At 33.9% G+C, this 17,724-nt stretch carries 11 protein-coding genes; 7 read left to right on the plus strand and 4 right to left on the minus strand.

What is annotated here, in order from left to right:
- Window positions 1-10: 10 nt before the first annotated feature.
- From ABWU33_RS04975 to ABWU33_RS04995, 5 genes are all read left to right on the plus strand, one after another.
- Window positions 11-310 (plus strand): transposase, encoded by a 300-nt coding sequence (locus ABWU33_RS04975; protein WP_353280344.1) that lies wholly within the window; start codon window positions 11-13, stop codon window positions 308-310.
- Window positions 286-1,164 (plus strand): IS3 family transposase, encoded by an 879-nt coding sequence (locus ABWU33_RS04980; protein ID WP_353273672.1) that lies wholly within the window; start codon window positions 286-288, stop codon window positions 1,162-1,164. The genes ABWU33_RS04975 and ABWU33_RS04980 overlap by 25 nt, the downstream gene beginning before the upstream one ends.
- A gap of 56 nt (window positions 1,165-1,220) precedes the next feature.
- Complete coding sequence (gene ltrA / locus ABWU33_RS04985) at window positions 1,221-2,456, plus strand: group II intron reverse transcriptase/maturase (protein WP_353280450.1); 1,236 nt, start codon at window positions 1,221-1,223, stop codon at window positions 2,454-2,456.
- A gap of 320 nt (window positions 2,457-2,776) precedes the next feature.
- On the plus strand, window positions 2,777-3,151 hold the full coding sequence (locus tag ABWU33_RS04990; RefSeq protein ID WP_353280452.1) for a helix-turn-helix domain-containing protein: 375 nt from the start codon (window positions 2,777-2,779) through the stop codon (window positions 3,149-3,151).
- An 811-nt stretch (window positions 3,152-3,962) separates the two neighbouring features.
- Window positions 3,963-9,872, plus strand: coding sequence for an ankyrin repeat domain-containing protein (locus ABWU33_RS04995; RefSeq protein ID WP_353280453.1), 5,910 nt, complete (start codon window positions 3,963-3,965; stop codon window positions 9,870-9,872).
- Window positions 9,873-9,988: 116 nt separating this feature from the next.
- On the opposite strand, the gene ABWU33_RS05000 is transcribed toward ABWU33_RS04995, so the two are convergent.
- Complete coding sequence (locus tag ABWU33_RS05000) at window positions 9,989-10,135, minus strand: hypothetical protein (RefSeq protein ID WP_211908242.1); 147 nt, start codon at window positions 10,133-10,135, stop codon at window positions 9,989-9,991.
- 424 nt (window positions 10,136-10,559) lie between these two features.
- The gene (locus ABWU33_RS05005) at window positions 10,560-12,011 is read right to left on the minus strand and encodes a hypothetical protein (RefSeq protein WP_353280455.1); all 1,452 of its coding nucleotides are present in this window, start codon (window positions 12,009-12,011) and stop codon (window positions 10,560-10,562) included.
- Window positions 12,012-12,113: 102 nt separating this feature from the next.
- On the opposite strand from ABWU33_RS05005, the gene ychF reads away from it, so the two are divergent.
- A complete protein-coding gene (gene ychF / locus ABWU33_RS05010; RefSeq protein WP_250120377.1) occupies window positions 12,114-13,208 on the plus strand; it encodes a redox-regulated ATPase YchF in 1,095 nt (364 codons plus the stop codon).
- Between the two features lie 5 nt (window positions 13,209-13,213).
- Here ychF and ABWU33_RS05015 read toward each other — a convergent pair whose 3' ends face one another.
- The gene (locus ABWU33_RS05015; protein ID WP_246433197.1) at window positions 13,214-14,467 is read right to left on the minus strand and encodes a hypothetical protein; all 1,254 of its coding nucleotides are present in this window, start codon (window positions 14,465-14,467) and stop codon (window positions 13,214-13,216) included.
- A 331-nt stretch (window positions 14,468-14,798) separates the two neighbouring features.
- Entirely contained in the window at window positions 14,799-15,722 is a 924-nt protein-coding gene (gene glpX, locus ABWU33_RS05020; RefSeq protein ID WP_250120430.1) for a class II fructose-bisphosphatase, read from the minus strand.
- A 119-nt stretch (window positions 15,723-15,841) separates the two neighbouring features.
- Between glpX and ABWU33_RS05025 the strand changes: the two genes are divergently transcribed.
- A complete protein-coding gene (locus ABWU33_RS05025; protein ID WP_353280458.1) occupies window positions 15,842-17,662 on the plus strand; it encodes an ankyrin repeat domain-containing protein in 1,821 nt (606 codons plus the stop codon).
- The last annotated feature ends 62 nt before the right edge of the window (window positions 17,663-17,724 follow it).

Below are 17,724 nucleotides of genomic sequence, written 5' to 3' on the forward strand. Positions count from 1 at the left end.
GAGGTGTGGTATGACAAAAAGAAAAGAATATACAGCAGAATTCAAAATTGAAGCTATAAGACTAGTAAAAGAAACAGGTCAATCATCAGCAAAAATAGCAAGAGATTTGGGTATTAGCGGTGATTCATTAAGCAGATGGGTAAAAACATACAATGATAGAATGTCTGGAGTAGATGCGTTTCCAGGAAAAGGGAAAGTAGCTCATTGTGACAAAGAAAAGTTTTATTTAAAGAAAGAGCTGGCAAGAGTAACGAGGGAAAGAGACATTTTAAAAAAAGCCCTGGGATATTTTGCAAACCAAAAAGAGTAAAATATTCTTTTATAAAAGAACATGAAAACTGCTATAAAATACGGGAATTATGCAGATTTTTGAACGTATCTGCTTGTGGTTATTATAAATGGATTACTAAGGAAAAAAACAACAAAAAATCAATAAGAGAAGAGCTCATACAAGATATTCAGAAGGTATATCGAGCATCACAATGCAGATACGGAGCTCCTAAAATTCACGCTGAATTAAAGGCTTTAGGTAAAAATTATAACATCAAAACAGTGCAAAATGTTATGCAGAAAAATGGCATTCAAGCTAAGCTTAGACGAAAGTTTAAAAGTAAAAAACCACAAATAGACAATAGAGTTATAACTCCTAACATATTAAATCAGAATTTCATCGCTGATCAACCTAACAAGATATGGGTAACTGATATTACGTACATAAAAACTAATGAAGGATGGTTATATTTGGCAGCAATAATAGATTTATATTCACGCATGGTGATTGGCTGGTCAATGAGTAATGCAGTAAATAGGCAATTAGTTATAGATGCGTTATTCATGGCTATTGGTAGGCGCAAATCTGCTAAAAATCTACTATTTCATAGCGATCAAGGATCGCAATACACCTCTAAAAATTATCAATTTTTACTAAGTACAAAAAATATTACTTCTAGTATGAGTCACAAAGGTTGTTGTTATGATAATGCTGTTTCAGAGAGCTTTTTTAGTTCACTTAAGAGAGAGTTACTCATTGATACTTCACAACACTCTGCACAACAAGCTAAAACCGCAATATTTGAATATATAGAAATTTTTTATAATAAACAGCGTAGACATTCTACTATTAACTATTGCATTCCTGAGCTTTTTGATTCATCATTCTCATAGCAAAAACGTCTTAACTTTCTGTCTACTTTTTCTGGGTAAGGTCACACGTCTGCAAGATGGAGACACTGGAAGAAGCATATAAGCTAACAAAGAAGAGTAATGGGGCACCAGGAATAGATGGGATGACATTCGAATCGATAGAGGCAGAAGGCTTAGAAAAGTATCTTCAACAAATAAGACACGGACTAATAACCAAGACCTATAGCCCAAGTAGGAACCGGCAGAAGGAAATACCAAAATCTGGAGGAAAATTCAGAAAGTTGAACATACCCTGCATCCGGGATAGAATAGTGCAAACAGCACTGAAGCTAATACTTGAACCGATATTCGAATCAGACTTCCAAAAAGGATCATACGGGTATAGACCTAAGCGTAATGCGCATGAAGCAGTACAAAAAGTAACGGAAGCAGCAATCAAAGGCAATACAAAAGTAATTGACGTAGATCTGAAATCCTACTTCGACAATGTGCGACATCATATTCTGATGGAAAAGATTGCCAAAAGAATAAATGACAAAGAAATCATGCACATGGTTAAGCTAATCCTCAAAACAGGAGGAAAACGAGGAATAGCACAAGGATCACCACTTTCGCCACTACTAAGCAATATATACCTAAATGAGGTAGATAAAATGTTGGAGAAAGCAAAAGGTGTGACCAAAGAAGGAAAGTACCAACGTATGGAATATGCCAGATGGGCAGAAGATTTAGTGATACTGATCAGAGAATACCCGAAACGGGAATGGCTAGAAAGAGCAGTATACAGAAGGTTGGAAGAAGAATTAGCAAAACTAGAAGTGAGCGTAAATGAAGAAAAGACAAAAGTCATCGACCTAAAGAAAGGAGAAACATTTAGCTTCCTAGGGTTTGATTTTCAAGAGAATATCACAAGACAAGGAAAGTGGAATGTCAGGAAAACACCGCAGATGAAAGCACGAACAAACCTGCTACGCAAGTTGAAGGAAATATTTCGGCGCCATAAATCGCAACCGATAAAAAGAGTGATAAATGACATCAATCCGATATTGAGAGGGTGGGTAAACTACTTTAGGATAGGGAACTCTGGTCGAAAGTTCAATTACGTAAAACATTGGGTGGAAAAGAAGGTAAGACGCAACTTAATGCGAGCCAGGAAAGCAAAGAAAGGGTTTGGGTGGAAGAAGTGGAGTAGCGAATGGATATACAAAACGCTGGATCTATATTCAGATTACAGAATAAGGTATTACAGACCGAAAGCATCACCAACACAATATGTGATAAACTTTGGTAAAGAACTTGCTAGGAAAGCGTAGTGCGGGAAAACCGCATGCTGCGTTTGACGAGGCGGGAGCTGGAAACGTTAACATGGGAATTTGGATTGAGGCCCACAGTGAAAACGACGGAATAGCCACTAAACCCTAAAGAAGGCGCGCCAGTTCTCGACCCTACAAATACGGCGAAAAGCTATATCATTGCGAGCATCAAGGAACTTCGAAAGAGCCATGAGAAAGTAAGATAAAAAGCATTGATCATTATACACAATTGTGAAGAAATATTCAACTAAAATTCAAACATAGAAAGAAGCATCCCTTTTGTATATCTTTATTTGGTAGTATTAACCTGTATAATATTTATGACAAACATCTCGATAAGGTACCAGATAGCACAAAAAGTAAGGAGCTGGAGGTTAAAGAGAAAATATACTCTAAAAGACTTAGTAGACAAAACAAGCATAAACTATCATACATTAATAAGATACGAGCAAGGAACATGTGGCATTCCAACTGAAAAGTTAAAAATCCTAGCAGAGGCGTTATCAATTCCTATTAGAAATCTCTTTCCAAGACGAAAAGTACTAAAAGAAGATAGTTGTTTCGACAAAGTCAAGACCGAGGAAATGTATAATTTCATAGAAAAAACAGGAGGACACAAAGCAATTTATGCATTTGTCCGAGCTGAAGAAGAAAGTAATATAAACATGCCGATGCTAGTAGAGAATTATTTATAAGTCAACTAACTTTTTTAAAAATATTTTAGTGAAGATACCATGCTAGTTAGTGTTATAAAGAATTGAATTATTGACTCTTTCTAAAATTACAAAAAAGATCGTATATTTGTGAGAACAAGCCACGTAAAAATAAGGTTATAAAAATAGAATTTTGAAATCTTTGCAACAAGATCAGGAAATCAGTTCACATGTGAATTTAGCTGAAGTAGGCTAATATAGCTATCTTTACGGTATAGTAGAATTATTATATAAAAAAGTTCGCACGAATCAAGCAGTAGTCCAACGCATCCCAAAACAAACTCTTCTCTCACTAGCTAGTTTTGGGTTCTGGAAATGGCTGTGTCGTTTAGGTTTTTAGTGATGTGTGAGATTAAGTGGGTATTAATTTATTTAAAAGTAGAAAGGATCAGTTAGTACATTAAAGTAAAAAAATAGAAGTATTTTTGCAAGCACTGGCTTTAGTTTAAAAAAAATACTAAAACATGCAAAAAGGTTCTTGTTCTGCTAGATTTCTTTAGCTATAGTGGACTTTAACATAATAAATACATGAGGTGTTGAGTCAGATGCATTGTATTATGTACATCATTCAGAAAGCAATCCTGGCTTTTTTAAGAATATATCTAGTTTAGTAAGAAATCAAAAGAAAAGCACACTGTTACTCAGCAATCAAAGTTACTTGGAATTAACTTAAGGTTTCTACAGCAAATTGTTTTGGTACAGCTGTATAAGAACCAAATGTTGAAACCAATCTTTAGAAAAGAGGTTTACGACAAAATCATCAAAATATGAATATTAAAATATAGGGGGCTTTATGTTAGGTAAAGAAAATACAAAGGAACAAGTAATAGATAATCAATCTAGGTTAATAAGAATGCAAAAAGAAGACACACTACTATCTAGCAGTCAGCAAATATTAAAGCTGCCAGAAGGTTTTACAATAGGAAAAGCAATTGGAGGAGGAGATTGTTTCTTTGATGCAGTTGCACAGGGACTTAGACAGCTTAGGCCTGGCATGGAATTTACTGTTAAGTCTTTACGTCAGGTTTGTAAGAAGCTAACTTTAAATGATCAACAATTAAGAAAGCAAGTTATACAGGATGCTAGAAACCGTGAAGATTCTACAGTAATACTTCCGCAGCCTGGTATTAATGATGATGAATTATGGAATGCTTACTTGGATAGCATAGAATATACTGTTGAAGATATAGAAAAAATGAAGAGCACAAATCTACCCTTGCATCAAGCATTAACTGGCTCAAAGTATGGAAGTACATTACAAGCTCCTATATGGGGTAGGGTTGAGATTGAGGGAAGGCTAATTTGTAAAAAGTATAATGTCAAGCTACATGTTATAGAGAGCAATCCATGGTATACTAATGATAATCAACAAGAGCCTTTTTTGCATCAATTAATAGATGATTCAGGTTTAAGAAATATAGGTGGATATGATAAAGTTGATTATAACGATGGTAGTATCTTGCATATAATAAATGGAGGATATTCTCATTTTGAGCCAATACTCAGAAAGGAAGTTCAGCAACCATTACCTTATTCTGACCTAACTCAAGTTCAGAGTATGTTGAAAGAACTGTCCTTGGAGCAAATATATGAAGAACTTATTAATACTATAGAGGACTGTAGTCTTTTAGAAATGGAAAAGCTTGAAAAGCTAAAAGTTTTTTTTAGAGCACATCCAAGGTTGGATGTTAATTGTCAGGTTAATCAACGTGGTGATACACTGTTACATATTGCTGTTTGTAATGACGAGTTAGAAATTATCAGGTTTCTATTGAGAAAAAGAGCTAACGCTAATATTTTAAACATGGAGGGTAAGACTTCCATAGACATCGCTAGAAGTAATAACAGGAAGGGTATTGCTAAGATACTGCAACCACTTGTTTCGTATAAAAGAATTGATGTCCCAGGAGATGGTAGTTGCCTATTTTGGTCTGTTGCTTTAGCTTATTTAACTCCTGTAAAATTTGACAATAATAAATTCTGCAAGAGATTTTACCAATTATTTGGAGACGGCCATGATGTACAAACAATCCAAAGGCTAATCCAAGGTGATGTACATATTTGCCAAAATGATATGCTAAGGTGGTTAGTAGAGAAAATATTTCGTGAAAGAGTTGTTGAAAAAATGCGTTCGTTTCAAGAGGAATTGAAAGACGAGATTAGTATGATAGACTTTTTTGAGAGTAAAAATGAAGGTTATATAACAAATGGTAGCTTTAAAGAAAAATTTCTTTCTGATTTTGGCTCTGAAATTGAAGTTAAGCAGCAGTATGGAATCGAGTCTAGTAAACTCCAGCCTAGCCACTTCAATAGTAATGCAGTAGATGACATTTGTATTGAGCTTGAGAAGATAAATAACCCTAAAAAGGTTCGTAAATTTCAATTTGAAGCATATTTAGAATGTATGAGGAGTCCTAAAGCTTGGGGTGGTACATATGAGATAAAAGCAATGTCCCAGCTATTAGAAACTGCAATAACAGTATGTAAGGAAAATTCATCCGAAACTTATGGTAAACAAAGAGAATGTCATAATAATGAAATACGCTTGTTTTATAAAAATAGGAATCACTGTCAATTTTACCAAACAGAATATTCAGATTTAGTAAAGTTTGTTCAGAGCTTTGTACAATCATTTGAAATGAAGCTTATTATATATTCTACATTTGGAGAGATGATAAGAAGGAAAAAAGAAGTGCTTCCACAAGAAGTAATTAACAAAGATTTCGTACGAAGCATCTTTGGATTTTCAGTATGTAGAGGTGTAAGGACAATAGGTGGTGAGAGAGCATATAGGAGCAGAAGTTTTTCTTGTCTATCAGATTTAATAGGAATGTTTGACAGTTGTAAGCTCATTTTTAGGAAAGTGTTAGTAGATGCTGGGTGTGATATTTTTCAAAGCTTTGAAGCACAACTTGAGAAAATTGGTTTTGATCAAGTTTCAAGTGTAGTAGAGGATATTGTGGATAAGATAATTCAATATTATATTCAAAAAGAATATGATAGGAGTGTAGATGGTGCAAGCATAGTTGAAGCTCTTGTTCTAGATAAATATTCACAGAAAATACATGGTAAAGTGGCACAGTATGGAAAGAGGAGTTATAATATCATAGATCTGTATGAAAATATTGGAATTGTAACGGGGAAAGAAGACTCTCTTATCTATTATGAAAAAAGAGATAAATCTAGTCAGTATGGTTATCGTCGTCTTTTTATATGTGAGAAGTTGAGAAAAGTGTATGATGAAGTAAAAACTACAAGTACGGAATTTGAGGATTACGTATATACTTTGGATCAACAAAGCTTTGTAAACACTGTGGAAGAGGTGTTCTCTATTGTTAATGAAGAGATTCAAATACCAAGTAGAGGAAAATGGAATAATCTTGTCGAACAGGTTAGATCACACATTGAGAAAGAAGCAGAGTCTTTATTTAAGGAAATTAAGTTTCTTCATAGAAAAAGAAAAACAAGCCTACTCTGTCGTCAAGAATCTTTAATCACAGCAGAAAAAAGAAAGCCCATTAGTGCTCGAGATACGGCAGCAAGCATAAAGCGGCTAAAAAAATCTGAAAAAAATCTTGAATATATGTCTTTAGTAAAAGACAGTCTAGTAAAGTTACAAGATTTAGCTTATTATTCTAAGCTAGAAAAAATATTTAAAAGCCATACTGAGGAAATTTTTCAAGAGTATAAGAAATCCTTTGAATTACATTATAATGACACAAAAAAAACTGATGGATTTCAGCTTAGTATAAAGGGAATTAATCAATCTTTCTTTTCTATAAAAAGATTTAAATCTAAATTGAAGAAACAGAAGCTTAAAGATGTGTGTCCCACAGTAGATGACTTTACAGGAAGGCAAGAGCAAGTAAAAAGGATATGTCAAGAACTGCAAAAGGAAAAAGGAGCAGTGGTAGTAATAACTGGTAAATATGGCATGGGCAAAACTCAACTGGCTAGAAAGTGTGCTGAGGAAAGTAGAGAAAGTTATAGCCATATCTATGAGATAGAAGACAGTAACATGTTACCTATAGAGAGGCGTTTTTCTTCTTTAACCAAAAGGAAGTTAGGTATATATATGGAAGAAAAAAAATCACTAATAGGAAGTAAAAAATGTCTAATTATTTGTCATAATGCTAAAAGAGAAGACATAGAAGAGGTTCTAGAGGTAGAGGATCGAGTAGGTTTTGATTTTTTATTCACTTTTCCTGATCAGCCTTGTAAAGGCGTAGTAGAAGTCGCTTTGGATGCTTTTGAAGAAGATCAAGCTGTACAACTTACTAAAAGAATTTTAGGAATAGTAGATAAATCACAAGACGAACAAATAAAAGTATTTGTAAAAAGGCTTGAAGGTTTTCCATTAGCTATAAAGCTAGCAGCAGCTTATATTAGAAATAGTAAGTTAAGTAATTCAAAAGAAGCATTTGGAATTCATGAATATTTAATAAAATATGAAGATCTTGATCAGGTAATTCCAAAAAATAATAAGCAGGACAAATATGATAGGGTTTTATTAGTAACAACAGGCATTTCCATGGAGGTAATGGAAAAGAAAAATGGTGGAGTACCTTTTAGGTGTTTGAAAGTTATGGCTCATTTGGGTAATAGCTACATTGACCCTGATATGTTTTTAGTTTTGGTTGAACTAGAGTCTACTTTCAAATTGATGGAAAATTATTCTCTGCTTGATATAGAAATGATAGGCAGAAAAAAAATGTATGTTATACATGAATCGATAAAAGAAGCCATACGTTCGCAAATCGCTGAAGATCAAAAGGAGGATATACTGCTAACTGCTGTGGAAATATTTGAAGATGAATTTAGCAATTTGTTGGAAAAAACTGATACTTTGCATCTTATAGCCTTAGTCGATTACCTTGGAAACTATAACACTTTTAAAGAAGAAGAGCCTTTTGTGATTAGATCTATCACACGTTTACATTTAGAGGGCGAGTATAAGGAAGTTGTCAGGCTTTCAACAAGAATATTGCCGATTATTGAATCTTCAACGGAAAATTCTTTAAAAATTAGATATTTACGTGCCCTTGCGTTAGTTGCATTAGAAGATTGTTCAGGGTTAAAAGAGCTTTTTGAACTCAGAAAAAGCAGCTACAGGGGTTATTTTGAGCAAATGCTTCTAGATCATTTTATAGTTATTACTTACACCATAGAGGAGAAGTATGATTGTGCATTAGATTATTTACGAAGTTGTGCTTCTCTACTTTCTGTCAGTGATAACTTATCAAGTAGATTGGCAACTCTATCAATTGATTTGGCTAGAGTATTTGTAATGAAGGAAGAGTATCTATGTGCATTTACAGTATTGTACTACGTTGAACATTTTAAAGTAGAATTTAATTCTACGGGAAAAGATAATTTCTATCAAGATTTTTTTAAAAACCATGACTTATTGTATTTTTCATACCTCAAATACACCCGGATCTTAGGAAAACTTTATAGCATTCAAGATGAAAAATACTTCTATCTTACAACAACATCGCCACATATCAACTTACATAAATTGAATTCATCGATTTTACAAGAATGTTTATTTGATATTCTAAAATACCAAAAGCAAAGTCCTTTCATACTTAGAAGTCCTTTTATTGAAAAAATGATAAGTATGAAAGATAAAAGAAATCTATTAGATGAAGTGTTAACGGAGTTCAACAACTTGATTAGCTCAGGTGAGTTGTATGAAAGCAATCATATAGGTTTTTATAAAAATCTTATACAATTATCTGTTGGGTATGCCTATCTTGGAAAAAAAGGGGCATCACAAGAACTTAAAAACATGCAAGAGTTACAGGAGAGAAGAATAGGGTTAAATCATCTTGGTACTACACAAAAAATGTCTACTGAAAGTGAAAGAAAAAAATGTTTAGAAAAGGAAATAGAGAAAAAATCATTTCTTCCACAATCCAAAGTAGTTGATTTTGCTGTTGGTAATACTTTATATGAAGATAGTGTAAATCTATATTGTAGAAACAGTATAAGCTTTTTACACTATGTTGTCACTGCTAGCTCAGATATTATTGAATACCTTACAGATAAATGGGCTAATATGAATCTAAAATTCAGTAGTCTCTTAAATATTATTCCTAGCCTTTTAGAGCAAGGAGCTTGCATAAATCTACAAGATAAGCGTGGTAGGGGGGTTCTGCACTATGCTGTTATTGCTGGTCACCTAAATATTGTTAAATACTTTGTAGAAAAAGGAGCTAATGTAAATCTACAGGATAGAAATGGTGTTAGTCCTCTACAATACGCTGTTATCGCTGGTCACTTAGATATTATTGAATACCTTTTAGAGCAAGGGGCTACTATGAATCTAGAATACAAAGATCTTTTGCGTTATTGTATTGCTATTCATGACCAAAATATTAAAGCGCAATCAATTATGTCCTCAGGCCCTTGTTCTTCAGACTTAAAAGTGCAATCACATAGAAAACAACAGAAGACAACTATACATTTAGGTAAGTCTAAGAAAAGAAGATTAGAAAATACAAGTGCAATATCTAATGAAAATACGCCGAATATACAACTGCTTCAAGATAACGTATCAGACACATCAATGCAATTTGAAGATCTTGATCATAGAATGCAAGGTGACATTTGTAATAAGTTAGAGGAAAAAGTTAATAGTCAATTGGAAAATAGTGACTCACAGCAGTTAGTTGACAATAGGTACTGGTGCATGCAATAAAATGAAGGAGCATAAGTGATAAGGTATCCGTACCTTCATTTAACAGAATGGCGCTAGATCAACACATTCCAAGAAAAACACTTCTCACGTCTCTTGATTTTGAGCGCTGGAAATGGTTATTTTGTTGTCCCAAACTTGGGACAACAAAATAGCCTAAAGATACAATATCTATAAAAGTTACTTGTATTATCGATTTCATTTACCTTTGCAAGTTCTAGCAATCCCAACTTTGGTTTTAGTATTTTTTCTTGTGTTGTATTCATATCTGACACTCCTTTAAAACTTGTTTATATTTTTATCTTACTTTGTTTGCTTGTCAGATCAAATCTAAACTATTATACCCCCCCCAAAGCCAAAAATACATTTTTCTTTATATGCATAAGAGGGACGACTGTGAAAACTAATATTGATGAGCCGTGTGCGGGAAATCTGCAAGCACGGTTCTTTAGGGGGAGTTGTAGTAATAAAACTCAAACGAGAGGAGTAAAGCTACAGCTTCTACCGAACAAGTTGCCTTGCAAGGAAAAAGTCTTTTTCCTCCCGATCTTGGAGTTGCTTTGCAAGCAAGAAATCCTATTGTTCTTATGTTTGTTTTGCTAAGACTTTATTCTTATTAAGCAGTGGTTAATAATGAGCATGGCTTTTATTATAGAATGCCCCCTATAGAAGTATATAGACTATGAAGACTTATCTTACAGGTTGTGGTACTTGTTGTTGATAAAATGTTTTTTCTACACGTGCTTCTTCCACACTGCACCTTCTTGATAAGACTGGCTCCTCAAGGCATTTTATACGTTGCTGTACATCATTAATGCACTGCCCTATAACATCACCAATTTTTCCATCAGCATTTTTTGCCAAGAACTCATCAAACCTCTTCTCAACCTCTGCTCTCTCAGAGATATCCTTTGAAAGGTTACAATACTCCAAAATTTCATCTAATTGAAGTTCTTTTGCTAATTGAAAGTCTTCTTGCTCTTGAATTTCCTTAGTTATAACCCTAGCTCTAGAGTAATGGTTTCCACCCAGGTATATTACTTCCTTCTTCTTATTGCCCCATAATTCATCTTTCCTTACATACTCAGGATTTATCATGTTTGGTTCTGGTTTATATATTGTCATACCTTCCTGACCCTCAAAATATGCTTCGATTTCAGTATTAGATAAAGAAGCTAAAATAGGGATTTCACCGTGAAAAACAAAATACCCTTGTTTTTGTATTGCTTTGAGATAAGTCTGATAGAAGTCTTTTTGACCAATAACTGAATCTAATATTCTGTCGTTATTAATTATATATTCCTCTTTATATTTTTCTTTAGTAAGCGTGGTGTCAAGTCTATATGCACAAGACTCAAGCTCTTCCTCTACCCTATTATACAATGTTTTCTCATTTTCTTTCTTTAGTAAATCTTCAACACTAAGTAAATCTCTTTGCTGCACATTACGCTCATTATATGCATTGGTAGCTTGCTTTATTACTTCATATATTTCATTACAAAATTTTTCATCTTCAGAAAACTTTTCTATAATGTTATTTTTTAAAGCTTTCGTTCTTTCAACACTTTCATTTATTATATCGTCAACTTTTTTATTTATTTCCTCAATGAGCTCTTTTATCTCTTTTGGTACATTAAGCACTTCCCCAGTGTTACTCAATAGATCTACAAAGAATGTTCTCAAGTGTTGCTTAAGAGCATTTGGCATTTTCGGATCATTCAATGATTTAAACTGATTTAAAAATTCGCGCCACTCTTTACGCATTGCTTGAGCTTTGTCAGTTTTGTATACATTAGAACTATTTTCACCAAACACGGCATGGAAAAAGCAATTGCCATCTCCTGCAGTATCATACTTAGCTACTTGACTGCTAGAAAGTTTTTGTTCCACATCACTAACGGACTGCCCTACAACATCACTAAGTTTACCTTCATAGAAATCGTTAGGGTAAGAATTACTATTTAAAGGAGTTATTTCTTGCCCAAAGCTCTTGAACCTTTTCGGACTTTCAACACCGTGAAGACCACTTGATGATTTCCGTTTCCTAGGTACATTCATTTGCCCTAATATCCTGGGCCTTTCTATTCCAACCTCAACATCATGAAAGTCACTTGGTAGTTTCCGTTTCTTAGCTGTAGTCATAGTTTTTACTTTAATTTAAGTTATATACCAACAAAATTGTAACTAATTAAGTATAGCAGAAATTTTTAAATTATGCAATAATTATTGCTTTAAATAACAAATATGAGCTTTAACTGTGGCATAGTTGGACTGCCAAATATAGGAAAATCAACCTTATTTAATGCACTTACAGAGTCAAGTGCAGCCGAAGCTGCAAACTATCCTTTCTGTACAATCGAGCCAAATGTTGGCAAAGTGCCAATACGAGATCAGCGTTTGAAACAAATTGCCGCGATTGCTCACTCAGGGAAAATAATCTACAATCAACTGGAAGTTGTCGATATTGCCGGCTTGGTTAAGGGTGCGAGCAAGGGTGAAGGACTAGGAAATAAATTTTTGAGTCATATCAGAGAAGTTGATGCCATTGTTCATCTGCTCAGGTGCTTTACGGATGACGATATCAGCCATGTAAACAGTAAAATAGATCCAATATCAGATGCTGAAATAGTGGAAATGGAGTTAATTCTAGCTGATATTGATAGCATAGAAAAAAGGCTTCCTCAATTGGAAAAGAAAGCAAAGCAAGGTGATAAAGAGCTAAAGAGACAACTTGAATTAATGCAAGAGGTATTAGCTACTTTAAAATTAGGTAAACCGGCAAGAAGCTTGGAGAATATCGATGAAGATGAGATGAAGTTGCTTCAATTGCTAACAACAAAGCCTGTTATGTATGTATGCAATATTGAAGATACGAATATCATAACTGGTAATGAACTATCTAAAAGGGTAGAAAAAATGGCGGAAGAAAATAAAAGCAAATTTTATTGTATTTCAGCGAAACTTGAAGCAGATATTGCAAATCTTGATAGTGAAGCGGAAAAACAGAATTTTTTATCAGAATTTGGCTTACAAGAATCAGGACTTGATGGAGTAGCACGTATTATGTATGAAGTGCTAAGTATGATAACTTTTTTTACTGTGGGCCCCAAAGAAGCACGTGCATGGCCAATAAAGATAGGATCAACAGCTGACAAAGCAGCAGGTGTAATTCACACTGATTTTGAAAAGGGCTTTATAAAAGCAGAAACCATAAGCTTTGAAGACTATATAAAATATGGAAGCGAGTTAGCTTGCAAAGATGCAGGGAAAATTCGCTTCGAAGGCAGAGATTATATCGTGCAAGATGGCGATATAATGCACTTTAGGTTTAATGTCTAATTAGTCTAGCACCTTCCTGATGTAGCCCGTGAATTTTTATATTCTCTTCTCTCTTCTTCCTCTATCTCCTCTTCAGATAAAGGAGAGAAAGAGAACTGCCCTATCTCCAGATTATCAAGTTTAGTTCCAGGAGTTTCATCACATCTCTTTATTATCTCTTCCTGTGATTGTACATCTTGCTCCAGATATCCTTCTAAAAATTCATGTAAAGCTTTACCTTCTATAAGCACATCTTCGCTTTGCTCAGCTAATTTCAAAATTTCGTCTAGTTCAACATCTTTACCATTAATAGTTGCCTGACCAATCTCAATTTCACTAGGATTTACATTTAAACTAATAAAGCAGTTAACAGAATTACCTTTCTCATCTTCTGCACTCCACCTAATTTTCATATCGCATGTTGCATCTTTTGCAAAGCGGTAATTTCTTTTTCCATTATCATTCTTCTCAACCGTTGCTATTCTTTTATCGTTACTGTATATTTCTACTATCTTTACCTCATTTTTATTTCTTTCCATCCCTTCAATTTTGTCAGTGAAAAGACGGCTGATTTCTAAGCTACACCCAGGCTTAGAAATATTAATACTAAGATGATCATAATGATTAAGAGAACGTTTTGCATATGCGCATGGCACATAACATCCATCAAAAAAGGCAACTGCACTATCAGTTTTGAGAAATTCCTGTCCGTTACTCATCCCTTCTTCGACTCGAAGAAGATATCTACCCAACCTCTTTTTAAAATTCTTTCGCTTGTCTTCAGGAATAGACTTTTCATTCAATATACTTATTATTTCTTTTTGCTTACTTAATACCACATAATTAAAAAGGAAAATGTTCTTATTCCATCGATAATAATTCGCTATTTTGTCAAATGGATCTGCAGGCCAGCCTTTATTATAATTTACGTTATCCTTATCATCTTTACACAAATTATCCTTAAGGCCAAAATTCAATTTTCTAAAATCTGATAATACTTCTTCTACCCTATCTTCAAAAAATTGAAGTTTATTTTGAAATTCTTTCCCATAATTCATTTTCTCATTTATTTTAAGAAGATATTCACTAAATTTCTTCCTAAAATTTTCTTGATCTTTGTGGGCAAGCCTCTGATCTAATATATCTGTTATGTATTTTCGCTTATTCAATATTACGTAGTTAAAAAGGTCACTTTTTTTCCTCCTTTCATAATCTTCTGCTATTTCGTTAAAACACTCATTACTGTTCTTAAAATCCAATTTTTCGAAGTCTTGGAGCACGTTTTTTACATCATCCTCACTAAATTGAAGATTTGTTTGAGGAGACGCGTCAGTTCTACTTTGATCATCAAGTTGAGGATTTTTTTTAGTAGATTGGACTAATAAACTTTCTGTGCTGTTAGAGAAAGAATGATTATTTTCTTCAGATTGAGAACTTTTCTTTTTAGACGTATTAGTGAACTAAACATTAAGCACCTCTTAGTATTACTATTTAACTATAACTTAATGCCAAATGTTGTAAAGCTAAAATTAATATGTAAATTCATTTTTTTAAGACAATTATAAGTATCTTCCTTCTATAAAAATTTTATAATCAGCATATGACAAATGTTTAAGATATTGATTTTGTTTGTATTTTTATTACTTTACCAGGCAATATTATTAATGAATTAGTCAGACAAATATCTTGGCCAAACTTTACTCCATCCACAAACTCTCCATTTGTTACTCCAGTTGCAATGAATACTGATTCACTTCTTGCCATGTCTTTCACGGTGTAGATTTTTTCTGGGTCAGTGATATTCAAATTTTTTGCTCTTTCTTTTAATTGATCCGTGTCAAATATTAATCTTCCTTCTATCTGCCCACCGATTGAGCTTAGCGCTGCTGCTGCAAGCACTCCTTCTGGAGCTCCTCCTGTGCCGATATACATATCGTGATTGCCATTTATTAGCGAAACTATGGCTGCAACATCACCATCATCTATTAATTTCACTTTTGCTCCTAGCTTCCTAATTTTTGCTATTAATTCATCATGTCTTTCACGTTTAAGTACAGTTACTATAAGATCACTTGCTTTACATCTTTTTGCCTTGGCTAAATTGTCCAGATTCTTCTCAATCCTATTTTTTAGTGAGACTACACCCTCTGGGAGATTTTTTCCCACTGCTATCTTTTCCATATAAACATCAGGTGCATGTAAAAAATTACCTTTTTTTGTTGCAGCAAGAACAGACATTGCCCCTTGTTTATAATGAGCGCAAATCGTAGTGCCTTCAAGTGGATCAACAGCGATGTCAATCTCAGGGCCACTTCCTGTGCCAACTTTTTCTCCGATATATAGCATCGGTGCTTCGTCCCTCTCCCCTTCCCCAATCACAATTGTACCATTTATTTCCATTGAGTTTAGCACCGTACGCATTGCATCAACTGCAACCTGATCGGCCTTTTTTTCATTACCAAGGCCTGCCAATTTATATGCAGCAAGTGCTGCAGCTTCGGTTACTTTCACTAACTTATAGGCTAAATCTTCTATCATTTGCTCGAGAATCATAAATCAATATATATCATGCCATTTGATACTGCAAGATTACTTGACTGAATAATGAAAAAGTTGATATAATAAGCGTATAGCAATAATAGTAAGATTTGAATATGATCGGTAATTTAACTTATGAAGATGTAAAGAAATTTGTAACTGATAATCCTAATATAGCTGCTCAGGAATTTGGTGAGAAGCTAAAACAAAGTGGGCCAACAGATGCAAAGATTTGTGATTTGTTTATGGATATTCTTCGCTCAGGGAAAAGCAGTATTTTAAATGATTATGATACATTTCTAAAAATTGTTGAATTGCTCGCAAAGTCAAATATTAAAATTGATATTAGAGATACTACTTCTAAAACTGTATTAGATTACGCTGTGTCAGGTGAAAAACCTAACGTTATAAAGATATTTTTGGATAGCGATAAATTTGATCAAGAAAGAAAATCGAATGCTTTGTTGACCGCCGTTAATGAAGGTAAAGTTCAAGAGTTTGAGATATTTTTAGATTACATAGATCATACGAAAATACTAGAGGTTCTTAACACAGCTCCTCACAATGAGAGCACTGAAGTTATGAAGATACTCTTGAATAACAAAAGATTTACTGGAGAAGAGAAAGTTCAGGCTTTGAGTAATGCCTCTGTAGATGGCGACCTACCAAAAGTTAAGTTACTTTTAAAGTATATGACAGGTATACCAGAAGATGGTATAAGAAATCTTCTAAAAATAATTGAAGAAGGGAAATTATCACTCAGAGAACAACTTCAAATAGATTCTGAGTTTAAAGTCGACTTCAGCAATTCTGATCACAATAAATATCTCTCAAGCTGTGTAATAATTGCACTGCTTAGATCAGCAATAAACAAAAAAGAGAAGCAAAACACACCTGATGGAGCAGAGTCCAATGTCAGTAATACAAGCACTGGTCTCACGCTAAATAATGATGACATTAGGAATCTGTGTCTTGATATAGATAGGGTTACAAAACAGGATAGCACAGTTACTAGTTTTGAAGATTTGCAAAAAAGGTTAAGAAGGAAGGGAATTAATCTTCAGAGCAAATGTGAAAAAAATGCTGTGCTAGAATATGCAATTAAAGATCAAAATTTGAACGTTATAAAATTTCTCTTACAAAATGGAATGACCATCATCAATGCAATCGGTCAAGAAGGAAGGTATTACGTTAGCAAAATTGAAGGAGACAAACCTATATTATGCTTTGTTGTCTCTTACACTGATGATGACAATGCTGAGATTCTGAGCACGTTACTGCAAAGTGTTAATGTAGAGCAATCAAAACTAGATCCTGAAAGTGAATTGTACAGATTATATCAACAGTTAAAGGATGATGCATTCTGCACTGCTTCTTCAAAAAAGAATTCTGTGGCAGCAACAGCACTGATACAAAATGATCGAGAAATAATTGTGCCGCATGGATCAGCAACAAATAAGGAACAAGAAACATTCCACATAGAAACAAATAGTGTATCCAATAGTAATAGAAATGTTATTAGTAGACCTGTAGCAACAGTGCTCCCTGTTAGTACTAATGGTAATAATAACAAAAATGAAGCACCTGTATCAACAAGGACTGGCCCAACTGTCACACCAAATAATGATAAGAAAGCTAACGGCTTTGTAGAGGCTCAATTTTCTCCACCACATGAAAAAGAAACTAAATACAAAAAAAGTAAGGAGAGTTTTTACGCCTCATTAAGGAGTGATGTTGTTGGAGTTGTTATTGCAGGATTGTTTGTTGCTGCTGCTGTGATGGTTCCATCTTTAGCTGGTGCATTAGTTTGCAGTGTCCTAGCTATTTTAGTTGTAATAGTAACTGGATTACATGTAAAAAATTCTACACTGCCAAGTTATAGAGCAATGGAAGAAAATAAGGTTGAGCATATAAACCCAAGCATGCAAACGCTGTAAGTTGAGAAACTGGGACTCTAACTCCTAGAACGGTGTTGTAAACCTGTGTTAGTTTCTTCTAC

The sequence above is a fragment of the Wolbachia endosymbiont (group B) of Cyclophora punctaria genome, assembly GCF_964028235.1.
Classification (GTDB): Bacteria; Pseudomonadota; Alphaproteobacteria; order Rickettsiales; family Anaplasmataceae; genus Wolbachia.

Coding starts and splice junctions, on each gene's coding strand:
- ABWU33_RS04990 (WP_353280452.1), top strand. CDS start 2,777: ATGACAAACATCTCGATAAGGTACCAGATAGCACAAAAAGTAAGGAGC.
- ltrA (WP_353280450.1), top strand. CDS start 1,221: ATGGAGACACTGGAAGAAGCATATAAGCTAACAAAGAAGAGTAATGGG.
- ABWU33_RS04995 (WP_353280453.1), top strand. CDS start 3,963: ATGTTAGGTAAAGAAAATACAAAGGAACAAGTAATAGATAATCAATCT.
- ABWU33_RS04975 (WP_353280344.1), top strand. CDS start 11: ATGACAAAAAGAAAAGAATATACAGCAGAATTCAAAATTGAAGCTATA.
- ABWU33_RS05005 (WP_353280455.1), bottom strand. CDS start 12,011: ATGACTACAGCTAAGAAACGGAAACTACCAAGTGACTTTCATGATGTT.
- ABWU33_RS05025 (WP_353280458.1), top strand. CDS start 15,842: ATGATCGGTAATTTAACTTATGAAGATGTAAAGAAATTTGTAACTGAT.
- ABWU33_RS05000 (WP_211908242.1), bottom strand. CDS start 10,135: ATGAATACAACACAAGAAAAAATACTAAAACCAAAGTTGGGATTGCTA.
- ychF (WP_250120377.1), top strand. CDS start 12,114: ATGAGCTTTAACTGTGGCATAGTTGGACTGCCAAATATAGGAAAATCA.